The organism is Blastococcus sp. KM273129 (assembly GCF_021698995.1).
Lineage (GTDB): Bacteria > Actinomycetota > Actinomycetes > Mycobacteriales > Geodermatophilaceae > Blastococcus.
In genome coordinates, this window is sequence record NZ_SSXB01000026.1 from 13,159 (window position 1) to 35,976 (window position 22,818).

Genomic DNA, 22,818 nt, shown 5'->3' on the forward strand with positions numbered 1-22,818 from the left:
CGGGGGGTGGCACGAGATGTGACGAACACCCTGGTGCTGGAGGGGCTGGTGTGGCGTGTCGCTTACACCGGGCGAAGTTGACGGCCGGGCAACGACACGCGTGTAATTCCGGCGGTGTCGACGAGTGCTGAACGGCCCGGGGACGTCCTGCCGGCCGCGCACCGTGACGAGAGCGAGAGGGGACGCACCGTCATGGCAGAGGTGTCGTGGTTGAGCGACTACGTGAACGGCTCGGAGCGGTCGACGGACCGGCTGGTGGGCGCCGGGCACGGCACGGGCCAGCACCCGGGCCAGGGGACGGGGCAGCCGTTCGTCGGCTTCCTCGGGTTCGGCCTGGAGCCCGACACCCAGTCGTGGCAGGAGCGCGCGCTGTGCGCGGAGACCGACCCGGAGGCGTTCTTCCCCGAGAAGGGCGGCTCGACGCGGGAGGCGAAGAAGATCTGCACCGGTTGCGAGGTCAAGGCCGAGTGCCTGGAGTACGCGCTCGCCAACGACGAGCGGTTCGGCATCTGGGGCGGCCTCTCCGAGCGGGAGCGGCGCCGGCTGCGCCGCCGCGCCGTGTAAATACCCCCTGCCCCCCGCAGCTCGCGAGCTCGCAGCGGGCCCCTGCAGGGGGCGGCCGTTCCAGACCGTCACCACAGCCGCCGGCGCCCCTCGCCGGCGGCTGTGGTTGTGTTCGGGACGTGGTCGCCCGGGTCGCCGTCGGTCGAGCCCCCGTCCTCCGCGAGGTCCGGGCCGCCGAACCGCTCGCCGCGGCGCTGTCGGCGCCGCTGACCGCCCGCGCGCCGTGGCTGACCGCCGTGCTGAACGACGGCGCCGCCCGCCCGCTGCAGGGCCGCCCCGCCGCCGTCGTCGTGGACGGGGCTCCCGGCGCGCCGCCGCGCGCGGCGGGCTTCCTCCACCTCCGGCGGCGCGGCCCGGTCACCGCGGTCACCCTGCTCGGGCAGGGTGGGGCGCCCCTGCCCGGTGGTCGCCCCCCGGCCCGGTTGCCGGCGCGGGACGCCGAGGCCGCGGGCCTGCTCGCCGACGGGGTGCTCCTCCTGCTCGACTCGCTGCACGGCCCGTGGTCCCTGCGGCTCTCCGGGCTCCCGCTGGGTGACCCCACCGCCCGGGCGCTGGCTGCCCGGCTGCCCACCGCCGTCCTGGCCAACGAGCGCAGCACCCGCCTGCTCGACGCGCTCGACCGGGTGGGGCCCGTCGAGCGGAGCCGGGGCGGCCACCTGCTGGAGCGCTGGCTCCCGGCGCTGCTCGCCGCCGCGCCGGACCGCCGGGCGCGGGGGCTGCTGCGCGCCACCGCCCGGCTGCACGCGGCCACCGGCCACCTGGAGGTCGCCGTGGCCGCCGACGGCGACCGGCTGCGGGCCGGGCTGCTCACCCTGCTGGACGGCGACGACCGCTGGCCCTGGTGGGGCATCGCCCACGACGGCGGGCTGGGCAGCGAGATGGGCGCGCCGGTGAGCACGTTGTCGGTGCCGTTGCGCCGCTGGCCGCGCTGACCCTCAGCCGGCGGTGCGGACCCGGCTGCGCTCGGCCAGCACCGGCGCGCTCCCCGTGCCGAGCCGCAGCTCACCGCGGGCGGCCCGGGTGCCGTCGGCGGTGGGCGGCCCCTCGGGCGTCACGGTGAGCTCCAGCGGGTACACGCGACCGGTCGCCTCGGGCGGCGAGCCGCCGGGGTGCAGCACCGTCGCGGCCGACCCGCGCAGGACCCAGCCCGCCCCGTCACGGGTGATGCGGACGTCGTCGCCCTCGAGGACGGCGTGCTCGACCGGCGTGGCGGTGCACCCCGCTGCGACCGGGTCGGCGGGGGCCTCGGCGGTCAGGCAGTTGTAGGTGGGCAGCCGCAGCTCCAGCCGCGGCGCGCCGTCGTCGGTGCCCAGCCGCAGCTCGGGGTAGGCCGCGGTGACGCCCACCGCCCGCGGTTCCAGCACCAGCCCGCCCACCACCAGGTCGGCGACGGTTCCGGCGGCCGGCGCGGGTGACGGCGCGGTGCTGCGCGCGGCCGGCGACGGGTCTGCCGTGGCGGCGGCGGCGACGGCGGCGGCCGTGCCGGCGAGCGCCAGGGCGGCGACGCAGAGCGCCGCCGGCACCGGCCAGGGGTGCTGCCGGTCGCCGGCCGGCGGGCCGGGCTCCGGCGGGGCCAGCGCCGCCCAGCCGGAGGGCCCCGGCGCCTGCGGCCGGGTGCCGGGCGGGTGCTCGAGGAAGTCGGCGAGGTCGTCGACCGGCTCGGGCGGGCGCCCGCGTGCCGGGTAGGTGCGGCGGCGGGAGAGGACGACGGCCGAGACCAGCGCCGCCGCCGCCAGGGCGCCCAGCACCACGCCCACGACGAGCCAGGCGGTGGTGGCAGCGGCGTCCATCGCTCCCAGCATGTCAGCCGCCCGCCCGCACGCGGGGCCGGCTCAGGTGGGGTCGATCTCCTCCGGGTCGCGGCCCAGGAGGGTGGCCACCTGGTCGACGACGACGTCGCGCACCAGGTCGGCGAGGTCCTCGCGGTCGTGCGCGCGCAGTTCCAGCGGGCGCCGGTAGACCACGATCCGCGGCGGCACCTCCTCGCCCTGCTCGCGGCGGGCCGGGAGCAGGCGGGACAGCGGGACGCCGGCGTCGTCGAGCACGTCGGAGTCCAGCAGCGCCTCGTCGGGATCGGTCTGCTCCACCCACGGGACGTCCTCGACGGCGAACTCGACGCCGGCCAGTTCCCGCTCCCAGCGGCGCTCGAGGTCCTCGACGGCGTCCAGCACCAGGTCGTCGAACTGCTCCGCCCGGCTGCGCGACAGGGGCACCTGGGCCGGCACCAGGCGTCCCCGGAGGCCACGACCGTGGCGGTCGCGGCGGGAGCGGTGGCGGCGGCGCGGGGGATGGCTCATGACTGCACGCAGGGTACGGCGGCCCCCGCCACGCCGGGGCCCGGGACGGTCCGCCGGGACCCCGTGCACGTCGGCGCCTGCGGAGCCGCGTCGCGCGCCCGACCGGTGCCGGTGCCCACGGGGTCATCGTGCAGGATGGTGCGCCCGGGCCGCTTTCCCGGTGCGCCTGCTGTCGCGCACCACCGTGCGGGTTTACTGTGCTGTGCGTGAGGAACCGGTGGTGAGGCAGTCACGGCGCTGCTCGCGCAGCGGCTGCGCGCAACCGGCAGCGGCGACCCTGACCTACGTCTACGCGGAGTCGACCGCTGTCGTGGGCCCGTTGGCGACGTACTCGGAGCCGCACAGCTACGACCTGTGCGAGTTCCACGCCGAGCGGCTGACCGTGCCGCGCGGCTGGGACGTCGTGCGGCACGAGATCGACCTCGAGGACGCCGGCATCACCGGGGACGACCTGCTGGCCCTCGCCGACGCCGTCCGCGAGGCCGCCCGCCCCGAGCCGCCGCGCAACCCCGCCGACGACGGCAGCGGCATCCGCCGCGGCCACCTGCGGGTCCTGCCCGACCTGCCCTGAACCAGGGCCGCCTCCCGTCGTCGAGCGCGGTGGCCCCGTTGCAGGAGCGCGCCCCGGGCTCGCGAGGGGTGGGGGGCGACGGGGTCCTTGTAGGGTCACCGCGTGCGTGATCTCTCGGCCCTCATCAAGGCCTACGACGTCCGCGGGGTCGTCCCCGACCAGTGGGACGAGGACGTCGCCCGCGCGATCGGTGGGGCCTTCGCCGAGTTCGTCCTCGCCGAGAGCGGCGCCACGGCCGTGGTCACCGCGTACGACATGCGGGATTCCTCCGTCCCGCTCTCCCGCGCCTTCGCCGAGGGCGTCATCGCCCGTGGGCTCGACGTCGTCGAGGCGGGGCTGGGCTCGACGGACCTGCTCTACTTCGCCGCCGGCTCGCTCGACCTGCCCGGGGCGATGTTCACCGCCAGCCACAACCCGGCGGAGTACAACGGCATCAAGCTGTGCCGCGCCGGTGCGGCGCCCATCGGGCAGGACTCCGGGCTGGTCACCATCCGGGAGTGGGCCGAGCGCGACACCTACGAGCGCGTCCCCGACCGGGTCGGCACGGTGTCGGCGCGCGACGTCCTCGGCGAGTACGCCGCGCACCTGCGCTCCCTGGTCGACCTGTCGGCCATCCGGCCGCTCAAGGTCGTCGTCGACGCGGGCAACGGCATGGGCGGGCACACCGTGCCGGTGGTCCTCGCCGACCTGCCGCTGGAGGTCGTCCCGCTCTACTTCGAGCTCGACGGCTCCTTCCCCAACCACGAGGCCAACCCGCTGGACCCGGCGAACCTGGTCGACCTGCAGCGCGCCGTCGTGGAGCACGGTGCCGACATCGGCCTGGCCTTCGACGGCGACGCCGACCGGGTGTTCGTCGTCGACGAGCAGGGAGAGCCGGTGAGCCCCTCGGCGATCACCGCGCTGGTCGCGGTGCGGGAGCTGGCCAAGGGCCGCGGGACGACGATCATCCACAACCTGATCACGTCCCGTGCCGTGCCCGAGATCGTGCGCGAGCACGGTGGGCAGCCGGTGCGCACCCGGGTGGGGCACTCCTTCATCAAGGCCGAGATGGCCCGCACCGACGCGGTCTTCGGGGGTGAGCACTCCGCGCACTACTACTTCCGCGACTTCTGGCGGGCCGACACGGGCATGCTGGCCGCCATGCACGTGCTGGCCGCGCTGGGCGAGCAGGCCCGGCCGCTGTCGGAGCTGACCGAGAGCTACGCCCGCTACGCCGCCTCGGGCGAGATCAACTCCACCGTGTCCGACGCCCCCGGGCGGGTCGCCGAGGTGCGCAAGGTGTTCGAGGACGAGGGAGCCACCTTCGACGAGCTCGACGGGCTGACCGTGGAGCTGCCCGACGGAGCCTGGTTCAACCTGCGGGCCAGCAACACCGAGCCGCTGCTGCGGCTGAACGTCGAGGCGCCGGACGTGGCGCGGATGACCGAGCTGCGCGACCGGGTGCTCCGCACCGTGCGCGCGGAGGAGGAGCAGAAGTGACCGGTCCCCGGAGCAGCCCCGCCGCCGGCCCGCTGGGCCTGGACCCCGAGCTGCTGGCGATCCTCGCCTGTCCCGACGTCCACCACACGCCGCTGACCGTCGACGAGGCGGCATCCGAGCTGGTCTGCGGCACCTGCGACCGCGGCTTCCCCGTCCGCGACGGCATCCCGGTGCTGCTGCTGGACGAGGCGCGGCAGCGCGGCTGAGGACGGGCGCACCGTGAGCTCGCCGGAGCTGGCCGAGGAGGTGCTCGACGACCTCGACCTGCTGCGGGCCCGCGACCCCCGCGGCCTGCTGCCGGCCGTCGCCGGCTCGGGCGCGCAGGTGCGGGAGACGACCCGGCTGACCGAGGAGGCCGGCCTGGACCGGGTCACGAGCGGTGGCCGGCCCCGCGGGCTGGTCGTCGTCGCCCGGCGGGAGGGTGCCGTCGCCGCCTCGGTCCTGCGGGCCCTCCTCGGGCCGTCGAGCCCGGTCACCGTCGACGTCGTGCCGGGCCCCGCGTTGCCGGTGTGGACCGGCCCGAGCGACATCGCGGTCGTGGCCACCCGCACCGGCGCGGGTGCCTACGCGGTCGGGCCGGCCTACGAGGCCGCCCGCCGGGGGGTCTCCCTGGTCGGCATCGGCGCCGACGACGCACCGCTGCGCGGCGTCTGCGCCTCCGCCCGGGCGCCCTACGTCGCACTGCCGCGCACCCGTGTCCGGCACACCACCCTGTGGTCGCTGCTCACCCCGATGCTCCGCCTGGCCACCGACCTGGGGCTGCTGGCGCCCGGCGTCGCCGACCCGGAGGCGGTCGCGGCCGCGCTCGACGAGGTGGCCGCGGAGTGCGGCCCGGCGCGGGAGACGTTCGTCAACCCGGCCAAGAGCCTGGCGCTGGAGCTGCTGGACGCACTCCCGGTGATCGCCTCGGAGGGGCCGCTGGCGGGCGCCGCGGCGACCCGCTTCGCCGACCAACTCGCCACGCTCGCGGGACTGCCCGCGACCGACTTCCGGCTGCCCGACCAGCGGGTGGCGGCGTGCGCCGTCCTCGGCGGGCCGCTGTCGCCGCAGGACGGCGCCGACGACTTCTTCCGGGACCGCGCCGACGACACCGGCCGGCGGCTGCGATTGCTGACCGTCCGCGATCCCGACGTCGGCGGGCACGACGGCGCGGAGGAGCGGGAGCCGCGGTCGGCGGCGGAGGCGATGCAGCAGGTCCTGGGCACCGCCGCCGCGCACAGCGTGCCGGTCAGCGGCCTGGCCGAGCACGGGGACCCCGACCGGTTCGGCCGGCTGCCCCGCGTGGCCCGGCAGCTCGCCGTCGCCGACTTCAGCGCCGTCTACCTGGCGCTGGCGCTCGACCTGGAGCGCGCGCCGCGCCCCTGAAGGCGCGCGCGGCCCGCGGACGGTCCACCATCATCTGCGACAGCACACCGGTGCTGACCGACCGGAAGGAACTCCCTTGGCGGGTGGACTGGTAGCCCTGCTCGACGACGTGGCGGTGCTGGCGCGCGCGGCCGCCGCCTCCATCGACGACATCGGCGCAGCCGCCGGACGGGCCAGCATGAAGGCCGCCGGCGTCGTGGTCGACGACACCGCCGTCACGCCCCAGTACGTGCACGGCCTGAACGCCGAGCGCGAGCTGCCGATCATCCGGAAGATCGCGCTGGGCTCGCTGCGCAACAAGCTGCTGATCATCCTCCCGGCGATCCTGCTGCTCAGCCAGTTCCTGCCGTGGCTGCTGACCCCGATCCTGATGATCGGCGGCGCCTACCTCTGCTACGAGGGGGCGGAGAAGATCTGGCACCGGGTCAGCGGGCACGCCGAGGCGCACGCCACGGTGGAGGACGCGCTCCCGGACGAGAAGACCATCGTGAGCGGTGCGGTGCGCACCGACTTCATCCTGTCGGCCGAGATCATGGTCATCTCGCTGAACGAGGTGGCCGGCGAGGCGTTCTGGTCGCGGGCGATCATCCTCGTCGTCGTCGCCGTGGGGATCACCGTCCTCGTCTACGGCGTCGTGGGCCTCATCGTGAAGATGGACGACGTCGGGCTGAGCCTGTCCCAGCGGGCCGGGAAGCGGGTGGCCGCGTTCGGTCGCGGGCTGGTGAAGGCGATGCCGAAGCTGCTCTCGGCGCTGACCGTCGTCGGGACCGCGGCCATGCTGTGGGTCGGGGGGCACATCATCCTGGTGGGCACCGAGGAGCTCGGCTGGCACGGTCTCTACGACGTCGTCCACCACCTGGAGGAGGCCGCGCACGACGCGACCGGCGCGCTCGGCGGGGTCGTGGGCTGGCTGGTCAACACGCTCGCCAGCGCGCTGCTCGGCCTGGTCGTCGGGGCGCTCGTCGTGCTGGTCATGAACCTGACGGTGCACCGCGACAAGTCGGGCGCCGGCGCCCACTGAACAAGTCCACCCCCTGCCCCCACCGCTCGCCCGCTCCCGGCGGGCCCCTGCAGGGGGCCGGGGTGGCTGCCGCTGCGCGAGCCCCGGGACGGGGCGGGGGGAGACTGACCGCATGCACGTGGTGGGGATCGATCGCACGCTGCTGTCGCCGGAGCGCCGCCGGGCCGACCGCGCCCGGCTGGCCGAGGAGGTGGTCGACGTCCTGGTGATCGGGGGCGGCGTCACCGGCGCCGGGGCCGCCCTGGACGCGGCCAGCCGGGGGCTGTCGGTCGGGCTGCTCGAGGCCCGGGACTGGGCCGCGGGCACCTCCAGCCGGTCGAGCAAGCTCATCCACGGCGGCCTGCGCTACCTGGAGCAGCTGGCCTTCCCGCTGGTCCGCGAGGCGCTCAAGGAGCGGGCCCGGCTGATCCGCACCATCGCCCCGCACCTGGTGCGCCCCCTGCCGTTCCTGCTGCCGCTGACCGCGCCGGTGTGGCAACGCGCCTACTACGGCGCCGGGGTGGCGCTGTACGACCTGCTCGGGGCGGCGTTCGTCCGCGACCGCGACATCCCGCGCCACCGGCACCTGTCGCGGCGGGCCGCGCTGGCGGCGTTCCCGGCGCTGCGCCGCGACGTCGTCCGCGGCGCGATCCGGTACTGGGACGCCCAGGTCGACGACGCCCGGCACACCCTGGCCGTCGTGCGCACCGCCGCCGGGTACGGCGCCGCCGCGCTGTCCAGCGCCCGGGTCGTCGGCCTGCTCCGGGACGGGGACGCGCCGGACGCCGCCGTCGTCGGGGTGCGGGTGGCCGACCTGGCCGACGGGTCGACCTTCACCGTCCGGGCCCGCAGCGTCATCGCGGCCACCGGGGTGTGGAGCGACGACGTCGGCCGGATGCTGGGCGCGTCGGCGCCGAGCCTGCGGGTGCGGGCGTCCAAGGGCGTGCACCTGGTGGTGCCGCGGGCGGCGATCGAGGGCGGGGACCTCGACCCCGACGGGCTGATCCTGCGCACGCCCACCAGCGTGCTGTTCGTGATCCCCTGGCGGGAGCACTGGATCGTCGGCACCACCGACACCCCGTGGCGGCTGGACCGCGACCACCCCGCCGCCAGCAGCGCCGACATCGACTACCTGCTCGACCAGGTCAACCGGGTGCTGGCCCGCCCGCTCACCACCGAGGACGTGGTCGGGGTGTACGCGGGGCTGCGGCCGCTGCTGGCGGGGGAGTCCGACGACACCAGCCGGCTCTCCCGGGAGCACGCCGTCGTCACCCCCGTGCCCGGGCTGGTGCTGGTCGCCGGCGGGAAGTACACGACCTACCGGGTGATGGCGGCCGACGCCGTCGACGCCGCCGCCCGGTGGCTGCCCGGCGCCCCGGGGTCGCGCACCGCCGAGCTGCCGCTGGTCGGCGCGCGCGGCTGGGCGGCGGTGCGGGGGCGCGCGGCCGAGCTGGCGGCCGTGCACGGGCTGGCCGAGGAGGTCGTCGCCCGGCTGCTCGAGCGCCACGGCGACCAGGTGGAGGCCGTCCTCGGCCTGGTGCGCGCGGACCCGGCGCTGGGCCGGCCGCTGGCCGGCGCGCCCCGGCACCTGGCGGCGGAGGTCGTGCACGCGGTCACCGCCGAGGGCGCCCTGCACCTCGACGACGTGCTCACCCGGCGCATGCGCGTCTCGATCGAGACGCCGCACCGCGGGGTGGATTCGGCCGCCGAGGTCGCCGCCCTCATGGCGCCGGTGCTCGGCTGGGACCAGGAGCAGACCGCCCGGGAGGTCGCCCACTACGCAGCGCGGGTGGAGGCCGAGCGCGAGTCCCAGCGGATGCCCGACGACCGGACCGCGGATGCTGCCCGGCTGGGCGCCCCGGACGTGCGTGCCGCCGTCTGAGGTCGGTCCCAAGGGGTGAGGTCCGTTCCGCGAGGCGGAGGCGGCCCGTAACCTGCGCAGACGATGTGGCAGCTGAGCAACGGTGTCCGGTACTACCCCTGGGGTAGCCGCACCGTCATCCCCGAGCTCCTGGGCGATCCCGTGCCCGCGGACCGCCCGCACGCGGAGCTGTGGGTGGGCGCGCACCCCGACGAGCCCAGCACCCTCTCCGACGGGCGCCCGCTCGACAAGGCGATCGCCGAGGACCCCGACCGGCTGCTCGGCCCCGCCGTGGTGGAGCGGTTCGGGGCGCGGCTGCCCTTCCTGCTCAAGGTGCTGGCGGCCGACACGCCGCTGTCGCTGCAGGCGCACCCGACGACGGCGCAGGCGGAGGTGGGCTACGCGGCCGAGGAGGCCGCCGGCATCCCGCACGACGACCCGACCCGCACCTTCAAGGACCCCTTCCACAAGCCCGAGCTGCTGCTGGCGCTCACCACGTTCGAGGCGCTGTGCGGCTTCCGGCCGGTGGAGGAGTCGCTGCACTGCCTGGCCAAGCTCCAGGTGCCCGAGCTCAAGCCCACCATCGCCGCCCTGGCGCGCGGTGGCCTGCGGGCGGCGATCCCGCAGCTGCTGGCGCTGACCGGCGAGCGGCGCACCGAGCTGGTGCACGCCGTCGCCACCGCGGCCGCCCGGTTCGTGGCCGCGGCCGACCCCGAGTTCATCAACACCTACCGGTGGGCCGCGACGCTGGCCGAGACCTACCCCGGCGACCCCGGGGTCGTCATCTCGCTGATGTGCAACCACCTCAAGCTCGCGCCGGGGGAGGCGGTGTTCCTGCCCGCCGGCAACCTGCACGCCTACCTCTCCGGCGCCGGCGTCGAGGTCATGGCCAGCTCGGACAACGTGCTGCGCGGCGGGCTGACGGCCAAGCACGTGGACCTGGCGGCGCTGATCGAGGTCCTGGACTTCACCGACGGCAGGGTGCCGGTGATCCACCCGGTGCTCGGGCCGGGCGGGCTGCGCTACCCGGTGCCGGTGCAGGACTTCGACCTCACCCGCGTGCACCTCGACGAGCAGTCCGGCACGCTCACCACGCGCGGGCCGCAGCTGCTGCTGTGCACGGAGGGCACCGCGGTGCTGGCCTCGGTCGACGGCGAGCTGACCCTGGAGAAGGGGCGCGCGGCGTTCCTCCCCGCGGGCGAGCCGGTGACCGCCCGCGGCCCCGCCGTCCTCTACCGGGCCACGACCAACCTCAGCTGAGACCCCGGCCACCTGCGGCGTTGCGCCGCCGGGCCCGTGGCGCACCGGCCTAGCGTCGGGACGACCGCCGTCCGGCTGCTGGGGGAGTTCCGTGCACGTCCGACCCGGGTCCCGCGCCCGCCGGCTCGCCGGGATGGCGCTCGCGCTCGGCCTGCTGACGGGCTGCGAGCCGCTCGCCGCCGCCGGGGCCGGCGACGGCGCCGGGGCGACGGCCGACGCCCCCGCGCCGGCCGCGGGCTCCGCCCGGGCGGCGCTGGACGGGCTCGAGGTCAAGGGCCGCGCCCCGAAGACGGGCTACGACCGCGACGAGTTCGGCCACGGGTGGGTCGACACCGACCGGAACGGTTGCGACACCCGCAACGACGTCCTCGCCCGCGACCTGACGGGGGAGACGTTCGTCCCGGGCACCCGGGAGTGCGTCGTCGCCACCGGTACCCTCGCCGACCCGTACTCGGGCGGCACGATCGAGTTCCTGCGCGGCCAGGACACCAGCGACGACGTGCAGGTCGACCACGTCGTCGCGCTGTCGGACGCCTGGCAGAAGGGCGCGCAGGGCTGGGACGAGGAGCGCCGCGTCCGGTTCGCCAACGACCCGCTCAACCTGCTGGCCGTCGACGGTTCGCTCAACATGCAGAAGGGCGACGGCGACGCGGCGACGTGGCTGCCGCCGGCGACCGGCTACCGGTGCGCCTACGTGGCGCGGCAGGTCGCGGTGAAGGCCGGCTACGGGCTGTGGGTGACGCAGGCCGAGCGGGACGCCATGGCCGGGGTGCTCGCCGGTTGCCCCGAGGAGCCCCTGCCGGCGGGCGCCGCACCGCCCGACGCCGGGCCCGTCCCGGACGCGGCGGCCGCGCCGGCGCCGGCCTACGCGGACTGCGCCGCGGTCCGCGCGGCCGGGGCGGCACCGATCCACCGGGGCGAGCCGGGCTTCTCGGAGCGGTTCGACGGCGACGGCGACGGCGTCGGCTGCGAGGGCTGACCCGCCCGGGTGGTCGTCGGGCGACGGGGTGGCGGCGGCCGCCTATCCTGGGGAACGGCACGAGCCCCGCCGAAGCCTCGGCATGCTCGCTCTCCCCGGTCACGGGGATCGAAGCGACCCTGCATCCGACTGCATCGCCCGGCCAGCTGCCGGGCACCACCTGGAGCCTCCATGACCGCCAGCACCGGCACCCGCACGCTGACCACCCCGACCGGCGAGGCCGACTTCAAGGTCGCCGACCTCTCCCTGCACGGCTTCGGCCGCAAGGAGATCCGGCTCGCCGAGCACGAGATGCCCGGCCTCATGGCGCTGCGCGCCGAGTACGGCGACGCCCAGCCGCTGGCCGGCGCCCGCATCGCCGGTTCGCTGCACATGACGGTGCAGACCGCCGTCCTCATCGAGACGCTGACCGCGCTGGGCGCCGACGTGCGCTGGGTCAGCTGCAACATCTTCTCCACCCAGGACCACGCCGCCGCCGCGATCGTCGTCGGCGAGGGCACCCCCGAGCAGCCGGCCGGCGTGCCGGTCTTCGCCTGGAAGGGCGAGACGCTCGAGGAGTACTGGTGGTGCACCCAGCGCCTGTTCGAGTTCCGCGACGAGAGCGGCGAGGTCGTCGGCCCGAACATGCTGCTCGACGACGGCGGCGACGCCACCCTGCTGGTGCACCTGGGCACCCGCTTCGAGGCCGACGGCGTCGTCCCCGACACCACCGACGCCGACTCCGAGGAGTACGGCGTCATCCTCGACGTCCTCCGCGGCAGCCTGGCCTCCGACGCCGGGTACTGGACCCGCATCGGCCAGGGGATCACGGGCGTCACCGAGGAGACCACCACCGGCGTCATGCGCCTGTACGAGCTGGCCCGCGACGGCCGGCTGCTCTTCCCGGCGATCAACGTCAACGACTCGGTCACCAAGAGCAAGTTCGACAACCTCTACGGCTGCCGGCACTCGCTCATCGACGGCATCAACCGCGCCACCGACGTGATGATCGGCGGGAAGGTGGCCGTGGTCTGCGGCTACGGCGACGTCGGCAAGGGCTGCGCGGAGTCGCTGCGCGGCCAGGGCGCCCGGGTCATCGTCACCGAGATCGACCCGATCAACGCCCTGCAGGCGGCGATGCACGGCTACGAGGTGACCACGCTCGACGAGGTCATCGGCAAGGCCGACATCATCATCACGGCCACCGGCAACAAGGACATCATCACCGCCGAGCAGCTCGGCCGGACCAAGCACCAGGCGATCATCGGCAACATCGGGCACTTCGACAACGAGATCGACGTCGCCGGCCTGGCGCGCACCCCCGGCATCGAGCGCACGACGATCAAGCCGCAGGTGGACGAGTGGCGGTTCGCCGACGGCCACACGATCATCCTGCTCTCCGAGGGCCGGCTGCTGAACCTGGGCAACGCCACCGGGCACCCCAGCTTCGTCATGAGCGCCTCGTTCTCCAACCAGGTGCTCGCGCAGATCGAGCTGTGGAACAACCGCGCCGCCTACGAGGGGCAGACCCCCGGCGTCACCGTGCTGCCGAAGAAGCTCGACGAGCACGTGGCCCGGCTGCACCTCGATGCGCTCGGCGTGAAGCTGACCGAGCTCACCAAGGTGCAGGCCGACTACATCGGCGTCCCGGTCGAGGGCCCCTACAAGAGCGACCACTACCGCTACTGAGAAAGGACCCCGCTGCCCCCCACGGCACGCTTCGCGCGCCGTGGGGCCCTGCAGCGGGGCCGTTCCAGCACGTCACCAGCAGGGGCACAGGAAGCTCTACCTGCGTCTCGGGGGCCTGAGGCGCAGGTAACGCCTCCTATGCCCGCGGGCGGTCCGGGGCGTCACACGCGTCCCGGCAGCCACCCGCGCGGGTGGGGCGGGACCCCTCGACGCCCTGAACAGCGCAGAATGGTCGCCGTGCCACCTTCCGCTCCCCAGAACGGGCCCAGCCGCGGCCGTGTCCTCGTCGTCGACGACGACGCCGCCCTCGCCGAGATGCTCGGCATCGTGCTGCGGCGCGAGGGGTACGAACCCGCCTTCGTCTCCGACGGCAACCGCGCGGTCGGCGTCTTCCAGCAGACCCGGCCCGACCTGGTGCTGCTGGACCTGATGCTGCCCGGGCGCAACGGGCTGCAGATCTGCCAGGACATCCGCACCCAGTCCACGGTGCCCATCGTCATGCTCACCGCGAAGGGCGACACCATCGACGTCGTCCAGGGGCTCGAGGCCGGCGCCGACGACTACGTCACCAAGCCGTTCAAGCCGGTCGAGCTGGTCGCGCGCGTGCGGGCGCAGCTGCGCCGGGGGGAGACCGGGCAGGCGGAGAACCTCAGCATCGGTGACGTGCAGATCGACGTCCCGGCCCACCAGGTCAGCCGGGACGGCGTCCCCATCGCGCTGACGCCGCTGGAGTTCGACCTGCTGGTGGCCCTGGCCCGCAAGCCGCGCCAGGTGTTCACCCGGGAGCTGCTGCTCGAGCAGGTGTGGGGCTACCGGCACGCCGCCGACACCCGCCTGGTCAACGTGCACGTGCAGCGCCTGCGGGCCAAGGTCGAGAAGGACCCCGAGAAGCCCGAGGTCGTGCTGACCGTGCGCGGCGTCGGCTACAAGGCCGGGCCCCCGTGAGCGGAGGCGAGGCGAGCCTCACCGTGCGCGGCCTACCCGCATCCGTCGCCGGCCGGGTGACACTGGAGCGGTGACCGCCACCCGGACCCCCGCGACGGGCACGGGGGCCGACCAGCCCACCCCGGGGGGCGGTGGCCGGCCGGGCACCCGGGACGAGTTCGTCCGGCTGGGACGCGGGCTGCGCCGCCGGGCCGGGCGGGCGCGCCGCCGCACCAGGCGGGCCCTGCGCGAGCTCGGTGCCCGGACGGCGCAGGCCTGGCGCTCGTCGCTGCAGGTGCGCATCGGCGCCATCGCCATGCTGCTCGCCGGCACCGTGGTCGTGATCGTGAGCCTGGTGCTGTTCAGCCAGATCAAGGACCAGCTGCTCGACGTCAAGCGGCAGGCCGCGATCGACCAGGTGCAGGCCGGCGTGGTCTACGCGCAGAGCGAGGTGGCCGGCATCGCGACCGGGGACGCCGCCAGCGTCCGCGCCACCCTCGCCCGCACGGTGAACCAGCTGCTCGACCGCGGTGGCGCGGCCGGGGACTTCGACGTCGTGATGGTCTACCGCCCCTCCGGCGGCACGGAGATCCCCGCCACCAACCAGCGGCCGCTCACCGCCGCGCTGCCCCAGGAGCTGCGGGCCGCGGTGGACGCCGGCAACCAGGCGTCGAAGTACGACATGGTCCCCGGTGACGCGGGGGATCCCCGGCCCAGCCTCGTGGTGGGCGCCCCGGTGACCGGGGACGCGCAGGGGCCCGACCGGATCGAGCTCTACTACGTGTTCCCGCTGCAGCAGGAGCAGGAGAGCCTCGGCCTGATCCGCACCACGGTGCTCATCAGCGGCGTCGCGCTCACCCTGCTCGTGGTGGGCATCGGCGTCCTGGTCACCCGGCTGGTGGTCGACCCGGTGCGCCAGGCGGCCGGTACCGCGCAGCGGCTCGCCGAGGGGCAGCTCGAGGAGCGGATGGCGGTGCGCGGCGAGGACGACCTGGCGCGGCTGGCCACCAGCTTCAACGCGATGGCCGACAGCCTGCAGCGGCAGATCACCCAGCTGGAGGGGCTGTCCCAGCTCCAGCAGCGCTTCACCTCCGACGTGTCGCACGAGCTGCGCACCCCGCTGACCACCGTGCAGATGGCCGCGGAGGTGCTGCACGAGGCCCGGGAGGACTTCCCGGCGCACGTCGCCCGCTCCGCCGAGCTGCTGCGTGCCGAGCTCGACCGGTTCGAGGCGCTGCTCACCGACCTGCTGGAGATCAGCCGGTACGACGCCGGCGCCGCCGTGCTGGACTCGGCCCCGGCCGACATGGGGGCGCTGGTGGGGCGGGTCGTCGACGGGATGAGCGCGCTCGCCCAGCGGCACGCCTGCGAGCTGGTGGTCACCCGGCCGGAGGAGAGCGTCCTGGCCGAGGTCGACGTCCGCCGGGTCGAGCGGATCCTGCGCAACCTGGTCGGCAATGCGATCGAGCACGGCGCCGGGCACCCCGTGGAGATCACCCTGGCGGCCAACCGGTCGGCGGCCGCGGTGACCGTGCGCGACCACGGCGTGGGGCTGAGCCCCGGGGAGGCCCAGCACGTGTTCGACCGGTTCTGGCGGGCCGACCCCTCGCGGGTGCGCACCGTCGGCGGCAGCGGGCTGGGCCTGTCGATCAGCCTGGAGGACGCCCGCCTGCACGGCGGCTGGCTGCAGGTGTGGGGCCAGCCCGGCGCGGGCGCCCAGTTCCGGCTCACCCTGCCGCTGGTGGCCGGCACCGACCTGACCAGCTCGCCGCTGCCGCTGCGGCCGGTGAAGCTGCGTCGCCCGGGGGCGCTGCGGTGACCCGGCGCGCGCCCGTGGTGCTGGCGCTGCTCACCGCGGTGCTGACCCTGGTCTCCTGCTCCACCGTGCCCACCGACTCGGCCACGGTGCTGATCACCCAGGCGCCGGCCCGGGTGCCCGAGGCCGTCGGCATCGAGCCGGTCGCCCCGGTGGCGGGCGCCAGCGCCGAGGAGATCGTGCGCCAGTTCATCGACGCCGCCGCGAGCACCGTCCGGCGCCACCCGGTGGCCCGGCAGTACCTCGCGCCGGGGCCGGCCGAGACGTGGGCGGACGACAGCGGGATCAGCGTCATCGGCACCGACTACGCGGTGGTGACGACGGACGAGGGCGCGGTCACCGTGACCGCCAACCTGATCGGCACCGTCGACCCCCGCGGCGTGTTCACCGTGGCCGACCGGGGGGTCTTCAGCCGCGACTTCACCCTGGAGCAGGTCGACGGCGAGTGGCGGATCACCAACCCGCCCGACGGCCTGATCATGCTCGAGCCCGACTTCCGGCGGCTCTACGACCCGGTGGACGCCTACTTCCTCGACCCGACCTACTCCCGCGTGGTCCCCGACCCGCGCTACCTCATCCGCGGCGAGTCCCAGCCCACCGTGCTGGTGGAGCGCCTGATCACCGGGCCGTCGGCGGCGCTGGCCGCCGGCGTCGTCAACCCGCTGAGCGGTGTGGAGCTGACCTCGTCGGTCACCGTCGAGGGGCAGACCGCGACGGTGGAGCTCACCGGCCTGCCGGCGGAGCCCGCCCCGCTGCTCGCCGAGGTCTCCGCGCAGCTGGTGTGGAGCCTGCAGCAGCTGGTCCGCCCGCGGATCGTCAACGTCGTCGTCCTGCTCGACGGGGAGCCGATCACCCCCGACGGCGTCCCGCAGCAGCAGACGATCGAGGACTGGGCCTCCTTCGACCCGGATGCGGTCCCGGTGGACGGGGTCGGCCACTACATCGACGCCGGGGCCGTGGAGACGGTCCCGCGCGGCGACCCGGTCCCCGGCCCGGCCGGGGAGGGGCGCTACGGGCTGGAGAGCGCCGCCGTCGCGGCGGCCGGCGGCCAGTTGTCCTTCCTCACCGGCGTCCGCACCGACGAGGCGGGGGCGACCCTGCTCGCCGGCCCCTACGGCGGCGAGCTGGCCCAGGTGCTCAGCGGGGGCTCGATCAGCGCCCCCACCGTCGCCGCCACGCGCACCGAGGCGTGGGTGGTGCGGGACGGCACGGAGCTCGTCCGGGTGCCCGCCGGTGGGCCGCCGCAGCCGGTCACCGCCCCCACCCTCCCCGGGCTCGGCCGCGCCGACGTGCTGCAGCTCTCGCCCGACGGCGTGCGCGCCGCCGTCGTGGTCGAGGGGGCCCAGGGCCGCCGGGTGCACGTCGGCACCGTGGTCCGGTCCGCGGACGACGGCGCGGTGGTGCTGCGCGACCTCCGGGACGTGGCGCCCACCCTGACCGGGGTCATCGACGTCGGCTGGCGCGACAGCGGCAGCCTCATGGTGCTCGCGGGGGACGCGGGGGAGGAGCGCATCGTCCCGTACACGGTCGGCGTCGACGGGTGGGGGCTGTCCCCGGTCTCCACCTCCGGACTGCCCAGCCAGCCGACCGCGCTCGCGGTCGCCCCGTCGCGGCAGGCGCTGGTGAGCGCCGGTGCCACGATCTGGCAGCTCTCCGGCGGCCGGTGGGTGACCCTCGTCCGCGGCGCCGAGCCGCTGCCCGGGACGGCGCCCTTCTACCCGTCCTGAGCCGGGCGCCGTCCACAGGCGGAGGACCCGTCTCCTCAGGCCCCTCACGCTCGGCCCGAGCCTCCGGACGGGGCCATAGGGTGCCGTGGTGCTCAGCGCGACGATCGGCAGGGTGGGGGCGGCGCTGGCCGATCTCGTGCTGCCCCGCTGCTGCGCCGGGTGCGGGGCGCCGGGGGTGGTGCTGTGCCCCCGCTGCGCCCGGCTGCTGTCGACGCCGCACCTGGCCTCGCCCCGGCGGTTCCCGGCGGGCTTCCCCCCGACGGTCGCCGCCGCTGCCTACGCCGGGCCGGTCCGCCCCGTGGTCAACGCCTTCAAGGAGCAGGGGCGGGCGGAGCTCGCCGCGCCGCTGGGCACCGCGCTGGCCCTCGCCGTCGCCGCCGTCCGGCTGGGCGTGGACGGGCAGCCGCCGCTGCTGCTCGTGCCCGTCCCCGCGTCCCGCGCCGCCCTCCGGTCCCGGGGCCGGGACCACGTGCGCGAGCTGACCCGGCAGGCCGTGGCCGAGCTGCGGGCGGCCGGGGTGGTGGCCGGCGAGAGGCGGGTGCTGCGCCGCCGGGGCCGCGTCAGGGACTCCTCCGGGCTGTCCGCCGCCGAGCGACGGGCCAACCTGGCCGGCACGTTCGAGGTCGCCGGCCCGGGGGGACCCGCCGGTGCCCTGGTCGTGCTGGTGGACGACGTGGTCACCACCGGGGCCACGCTGACCGAGGCGGCGCGGGTGCTGGGAGCCGCCCCCGGAGCGGCCGGCCCGGTGGTCGCGGCGGTCGTCGCGGCCACCCCGCGGGCGCCGGCGGGGCCACCCGGGACGGGCCGGCCCGGCGACCTCGATCGACTGTCGCGGTCCCGTGGGAGGGACTAGCGTCGAAGCGACCGAAGCCCGTCCCCAACCGGGAGGTCTCATGGAGATCGTGGTCCGTGGTCGCAACGTCGAAGTCCCCGAGCACTACCGCCAACACGTCGAGGACAAGGTCGGGCAGCTGGAGCGCTTCGACGCCAAGCTGTCCCGCATCGACGTCGAGCTGTTCCACGAGAAGAACCCCCGCCAGTCGGCCAGCTGCCAGCGCGTGGAGATCACGCTGCGCGGCAAGGGTCCGGTGGTCCGCGCCGAGGCCGCGGGCCCGGACTTCTACGCGGCGCTCGACCTGGCCAGCGGGAAGCTGGACAACCGGCTGCGCCGGGCGGCGGACCGCCGCCGGGTGCACCACGGCCGCCGGACCCCCGACAGCGTGCGCCTGACCGGTGCCGCACCGGACACCGGCCACCCCGAGATGACCATCGAGCAGCAGCTCGAGCTCGACCGCGAGCTGGCCTCGGGACCGCACGTCACCGACCTCGACGAGCACCTGCCCGGGCAGATCGTCCGGGAGAAGCACCACCCGGCGACGCCGATGACCGTCGACCAGGCGCTCCACGAGATGGAGCTGGTCGGCCACGACTTCTTCCTGTTCCAGTGCGCCGACACCGGCCAGCCGACGGTCGTCTACCGCCGGCACGCCTACGACTACGGCCTCATCCGCCTCGCGCCCGTGTCGCAGGACGGCGGCGCCCCGGCGTCCGCGCCGGCCGCGGTCGCGCAACCGGCGAACGCCTGACCGGAGCGGGGCACGGCCGCCGGTCGTGCCCCGCTCCACCCCCGGTGAGCCGCGCTCGGTCGCGGGCGAGCCGCCCGAACAGCACCGCGTCGGTGCGGCTGCCGTCGCGCTGGTCCGGGCAGGCCCGCACCTCCGGGTCCTGCGAGCCTGCGAGCGGGGAGAGGGACGGGGTGTTCCCTCAGGCGTTGCCGAGGATGCGGTCCACCGAGATCTCGATGACCACCCGGGCCGGGTTCTCCCGGGGCCGGCGGTACCGCCGCGCGTACCGCTCGACGGCGTCGGCCACCGATGCGGCGTCGTCGCGCACGACCGCCGCCCCCTCCAGCGTGGCCCAGCGCCGCCCGTCGACCTGGCAGACGGCGACCCGCGCCTGCCCCGCCCGGACGTGCCGGGCCTTGGCGGAGGTGCCCGAGGTGATCACCCGGGCGGTGGCCGTCGCCGCGTCGTAGGTGACGCCGACCGGCACGACGTGCGGCGTGCCGTCGGGACGCAGCGTGGTCAGCGTCGCGAGGTGCCGCTCGGTGAGGAACTCCAGCAGTCCGGCGCCCGGGTCGGACGGATCGCGAGCCATCGCTGCAGCGTACGGATGCGACGCGTGGTGCCCCGGGCGGTCGCCACGTCCGCAGCCGTGGCCGGGCCGCCTACGCTGGGGTCGTGCTGTTCTCGAAGATCCTCCGTGCCGGTGAGGGCAAGCTCGTCCGACGCCTCGGCAGAATCGCCGACGCGGTGGAGTCGCTCGCCGACGACTACACCGACCTCACCGACGCGGAGCTGCGGGCGAAGACCGACGAGTTCAAGGAGCGCCACGCCGACGGCGAGTCCCTCGACGCGCTGCTGCCCGAGGCCTTCGCGGTCGTCCGCGAGGCGGCGACCCGCACCCTGGGGCAGCGGCACTTCCGCGTGCAGCTCATGGGCGGCGCCGCGCTGCACCTGGGCAACATCGCCGAGATGCGCACCGGTGAGGGCAAGACGCTCACCGGCGTCCTCCCCGCCTACCTCAACGCGCTGACCGGCAAGGGCGTGCACGTCGTCACGGTCAACGACTACCTGGCCAAGCGCGACGCCGAGTGGATGGGGCGGGTGCACCGCTTCCTGGGGCTGTCGGTCGGCAGCATCCTGTCGGGCCAGACGCCCGCCCAGCGTCGCGAGCTGTACGCCTGCGACATCACCTACGGCACGAACAACGAGTTCGGCTTCGACTACCTGCGCGACAACATGGCCTGGAGCAAGGCCGACCTGGTGCAGCGCGGGCACCACTTCGCGATCGTCGACGAGGTCGACTCCATCCTCATCGACGAGGCCCGCACCCCGCTGATCATCAGCGGCCCCGCGGAGACCAGCGCCAAGTGGTACGGCGAGTTCGCCCGCCTGGTCCCGATGATGAAGCGCGACGTCCACTACGAGGTGGAGGAGGACAAGCGCACCGTCGCCGTCACCGAGGAGGGCGTCGAGTTCGTCGAGGACCAGCTCGGCATCGACAACCTCTACGAGGCGGCCAACACCCCGCTGATCAGCTACCTGAACAACGCGCTGAAGGCCAAGGAGCTGTTCAAGAAGGACCAGCAGTACATCGTCAGCAACGGCGAGGTGCTCATCGTCGACGAGTTCACCGGGCGCGTGCTGGCCGGCCGCCGCTACAACGAGGGCATGCACCAGGCCATCGAGGCCAAGGAGAAGGTGAAGATCAAGGACGAGAACCAGACGCTCGCCACGATCACCCTCCAGAACTACTTCCGCCTCTACGAGAAGCTGTCGGGGATGACCGGCACGGCGCAGACCGAGGCCGCCGAGCTGCACCAGACCTACAAGCTGGGCGTCGTCCCCATCCCGACGAACCGGCCGATGGTCCGGCAGGACCGCTCCGACGTCATCTACAAGACGGAGAAGGCCAAGTTCGAGGCCGTCGTCGACGACATCGCGGAGCGGCACGAGGCCGGGCAGCCGGTGCTGGTCGGCACCGCGAGCGTCGAGAAGTCCGAGGTCCTCTCGAAGTTCCTGCTCCGGCGCGGCATCCCGCACGAGGTCCTGAACGCCAAGAACCACGCGCGCGAGGCGGCGATCGTCGCCCAGGCCGGCCGCCCCGGGGCGGTCACCGTGGCCACCAACATGGCCGGCCGCGGCACCGACATCCAGCTCGGCGGCAACGCCGAGTTCATCGCGGACGAGGCGCTGCGTGCCCGCGGGCTCTCCCCGGCGGAGACCCCGGAGGAGTACGAGGCGGCCTGGGACGAGGCGCTCGACGCCGCCAGGGCGCAGGTCAAGGCCGAGCACGAGGAGGTCACCGAGGCCGGGGGCCTGTACGTCCTCGGCACGGAGCGGCACGAGAGCCGGCGCATCGACAACCAGCTGCGCGGGCGGTCGGGCCGCCAGGGCGACCCGGGGGAGTCGCGGTTCTACCTCTCCCTGGGCGACGACCTCATGCGCCGGTTCAACGGCCCGATGCTCGAGTCGATGATGAACACCCTGCGGGTGCCCGACGACCAGCCGATCGAGTCCAAGATGGTCAGCCGGGCGATCCTCTCGGCGCAGACCCAGGTGGAGCAGCAGAACTTCGAGGTCCGGAAGAACGTCCTCAAGTACGACGAGGTGCTCAACCGCCAGCGCACCGTCATCTACGACGAGCGGCGCAAGGTGCTCGAGGGCGCCGACCTGCACGAGCAGGTGCGCTCGATGGTCGACGACGTGGTCTCCGCCTACGTGGACGGCGCCACCGAGACCGGGTACGCGGAGGACTGGGACCTCGACCAGCTGTGGACCGGCCTCAAGGCGCTGTACCCCGTCGGCTTCACCGTCGACGAGCTGATCGAGGAGAAGGCCGGCGGCGAGCAGCCCGACCTCTCCGCCGACGACCTCAAGACCGCGATGCTCGACGACGTCCACCGCGCCTACGAGGAGCGGGAGGCGGCCCTCGGGTCGGAGGTCATGCGCGAGCTGGAGCGGCGGGTGCTGCTCAGCGTGCTCGACCGCAAGTGGCGCGAGCACCTCTACGAGATGGACTACCTGCGGGCCGGCATCCACCTGCGCGCCATGGCCAACCGCGACCCCGTCGTGGAGTACCAGCGCGAGGGCTACGACATGTTCGTGGCGATGCTCGACGGCATCAAGGAGGAGTCCGTCGGGTTCCTGTTCAACCTCGAGGTGAAGACCAAGGACGAGCAGGACGCCGAGGCGAAGGCCAAGCAGGCCGAGGCCGAGGCCAAGGCCCTGGCCGCCGCGCAGGAGGGGACGGCCAAGGTGCTCGCCCGCCAGGCCGCCGCGGCGCGGGCGGCGGCCGGGACGGCGGCGGCCGCCACGGCCCGCCGGTCCGCCCCCGTCCCCGAGGCGCCGGCGGCGCCCGTGACCGGGACGGCAACCGCCCCCGCGGCGCCCGCTCCCGAGGCGCCGGCGGCCGAGGCCCCCGCTCCCGCGGCGCCCGCTCCCGCGACGCCCGCGGAGCCGGTGGCGGAGAGGGCCGCGCCCGAGCTCACCGTCAAGGGGCTCGACGAGCCGCGGCGCGCGCCGGAGAACCTCACCTACTCCGCGCCCAGCCTCGACGCCTCCCCGGCGGAGAGCGGTCGCGCCAAGGCGGCCAAGACGGCGACGGTCACCGGCACCAAGGAGACCCCGCGGAACGCACCGTGCCCCTGCGGCTCGGGCCGGAAGTACAAGCAGTGCCACGGAGCAGCCGGCAGCTGAGCGGGCTCCCGCCCCGCCGACGACGCCCCGCTGACCGACCGGTCGG

At 75.1% G+C, this 22,818-nt stretch carries 20 protein-coding genes; 17 read left to right on the forward strand and 3 right to left on the reverse strand.

The genetic code is table 11. The annotated features are described in order from the left end of the window. Window positions 1-333 precede the first annotated feature (333 nt). Window positions 334-564: a WhiB family transcriptional regulator gene (locus E9565_RS09820; protein WP_170852167.1), complete on the forward strand. Its 231-nt coding sequence runs from the start codon at window positions 334-336 to the stop codon at window positions 562-564. Window positions 565-683: 119 nt separating this feature from the next. Then, window positions 684-1,496: a hypothetical protein gene (locus E9565_RS09825; RefSeq protein ID WP_236825863.1), complete on the forward strand. Its 813-nt coding sequence runs from the start codon at window positions 684-686 to the stop codon at window positions 1,494-1,496. A gap of 3 nt (window positions 1,497-1,499) precedes the next feature. On the opposite strand, the gene E9565_RS09830 is transcribed toward E9565_RS09825, so the two are convergent. Together E9565_RS09830 and E9565_RS09835 are read right to left on the reverse strand one after the other, a co-directional pair. Then, window positions 1,500-2,354 carry a hypothetical protein gene (locus E9565_RS09830; protein ID WP_236834837.1) on the reverse strand — a complete coding sequence of 285 codons (855 nt, stop codon included), beginning with the start codon at window positions 2,352-2,354 and terminating at the stop codon, window positions 1,500-1,502. Between the two features lie 42 nt (window positions 2,355-2,396). After that, a complete protein-coding gene (locus E9565_RS09835; RefSeq protein ID WP_236834839.1) occupies window positions 2,397-2,861 on the reverse strand; it encodes a metallopeptidase family protein in 465 nt (154 codons plus the stop codon). Window positions 2,862-3,081: 220 nt separating this feature from the next. On the opposite strand from E9565_RS09835, the gene E9565_RS09840 reads away from it, so the two are divergent. The 14 genes from E9565_RS09840 to hpf all read left to right on the forward strand — a co-directional run bounded on the left by E9565_RS09840 (window position 3,082) and on the right by hpf (window position 19,097). Then, window positions 3,082-3,432 (forward strand): DUF3499 domain-containing protein, encoded by a 351-nt coding sequence (locus E9565_RS09840; RefSeq protein ID WP_236834841.1) that lies wholly within the window; start codon window positions 3,082-3,084, stop codon window positions 3,430-3,432. 102 nt (window positions 3,433-3,534) lie between these two features. Beyond that, complete coding sequence (locus E9565_RS09845; RefSeq protein ID WP_236834843.1) at window positions 3,535-4,911, forward strand: phosphomannomutase/phosphoglucomutase; 1,377 nt, start codon at window positions 3,535-3,537, stop codon at window positions 4,909-4,911. Further along, window positions 4,908-5,117, forward strand: coding sequence for a Trm112 family protein (locus E9565_RS09850; RefSeq protein WP_374201729.1), 210 nt, complete (start codon window positions 4,908-4,910; stop codon window positions 5,115-5,117). The genes E9565_RS09845 and E9565_RS09850 overlap by 4 nt, the downstream gene beginning before the upstream one ends. 13 nt (window positions 5,118-5,130) lie before the next feature. Beyond that, a complete protein-coding gene (locus E9565_RS09855) occupies window positions 5,131-6,276 on the forward strand; it encodes an SIS domain-containing protein (RefSeq protein WP_236834845.1) in 1,146 nt (381 codons plus the stop codon). 76 nt (window positions 6,277-6,352) lie between these two features. After that, complete coding sequence (locus E9565_RS09860; protein ID WP_236825856.1) at window positions 6,353-7,297, forward strand: DUF808 domain-containing protein; 945 nt, start codon at window positions 6,353-6,355, stop codon at window positions 7,295-7,297. Window positions 7,298-7,409: 112 nt separating this feature from the next. Next, complete coding sequence (locus E9565_RS09865; RefSeq protein ID WP_236834847.1) at window positions 7,410-9,158, forward strand: glycerol-3-phosphate dehydrogenase/oxidase; 1,749 nt, start codon at window positions 7,410-7,412, stop codon at window positions 9,156-9,158. Window positions 9,159-9,221: 63 nt separating this feature from the next. Then, complete coding sequence (gene manA / locus E9565_RS09870; protein ID WP_236825854.1) at window positions 9,222-10,397, forward strand: mannose-6-phosphate isomerase, class I; 1,176 nt, start codon at window positions 9,222-9,224, stop codon at window positions 10,395-10,397. A gap of 91 nt (window positions 10,398-10,488) precedes the next feature. Further along, window positions 10,489-11,376, forward strand: coding sequence for a DUF1524 domain-containing protein (locus E9565_RS09875; protein WP_236834849.1), 888 nt, complete (start codon window positions 10,489-10,491; stop codon window positions 11,374-11,376). A 171-nt stretch (window positions 11,377-11,547) separates the two neighbouring features. After that, window positions 11,548-13,044: an adenosylhomocysteinase gene (gene ahcY, locus E9565_RS09880; RefSeq protein WP_236825852.1), complete on the forward strand. Its 1,497-nt coding sequence runs from the start codon at window positions 11,548-11,550 to the stop codon at window positions 13,042-13,044. A 228-nt stretch (window positions 13,045-13,272) separates the two neighbouring features. Next, window positions 13,273-13,989: an MtrAB system response regulator MtrA gene (gene mtrA, locus E9565_RS09885; protein WP_236825851.1), complete on the forward strand. Its 717-nt coding sequence runs from the start codon at window positions 13,273-13,275 to the stop codon at window positions 13,987-13,989. A gap of 70 nt (window positions 13,990-14,059) precedes the next feature. Next, window positions 14,060-15,787, forward strand: coding sequence for an MtrAB system histidine kinase MtrB (mtrB, locus tag E9565_RS09890; RefSeq protein WP_236834851.1), 1,728 nt, complete (start codon window positions 14,060-14,062; stop codon window positions 15,785-15,787). Further along, window positions 15,784-17,511, forward strand: a complete 1,728-nt coding sequence (locus tag E9565_RS09895; protein ID WP_236825849.1) for an LpqB family beta-propeller domain-containing protein — start codon at window positions 15,784-15,786, stop codon at window positions 17,509-17,511. Before mtrB ends, E9565_RS09895 begins: the two co-directional genes overlap by 4 nt. 88 nt (window positions 17,512-17,599) lie before the next feature. Beyond that, on the forward strand, window positions 17,600-18,364 hold the full coding sequence (locus tag E9565_RS09900) for a ComF family protein (protein WP_236834853.1): 765 nt from the start codon (window positions 17,600-17,602) through the stop codon (window positions 18,362-18,364). A 40-nt stretch (window positions 18,365-18,404) separates the two neighbouring features. Continuing rightward, window positions 18,405-19,097, forward strand: a complete 693-nt coding sequence (gene hpf / locus E9565_RS09905; protein WP_236825847.1) for a ribosome hibernation-promoting factor, HPF/YfiA family — start codon at window positions 18,405-18,407, stop codon at window positions 19,095-19,097. A gap of 178 nt (window positions 19,098-19,275) precedes the next feature. Here the strand turns inward: hpf and E9565_RS09910 are convergent, their stop codons facing one another. Next, window positions 19,276-19,668 carry a pyridoxamine 5'-phosphate oxidase family protein gene (locus E9565_RS09910; RefSeq protein WP_236825846.1) on the reverse strand — a complete coding sequence of 131 codons (393 nt, stop codon included), beginning with the start codon at window positions 19,666-19,668 and terminating at the stop codon, window positions 19,276-19,278. Between the two features lie 83 nt (window positions 19,669-19,751). Between E9565_RS09910 and secA the strand changes: the two genes are divergently transcribed. Further along, window positions 19,752-22,772, forward strand: a complete 3,021-nt coding sequence (secA, locus tag E9565_RS09915) for a preprotein translocase subunit SecA (RefSeq protein ID WP_236834855.1) — start codon at window positions 19,752-19,754, stop codon at window positions 22,770-22,772. The last annotated feature ends 46 nt before the right edge of the window (window positions 22,773-22,818 follow it).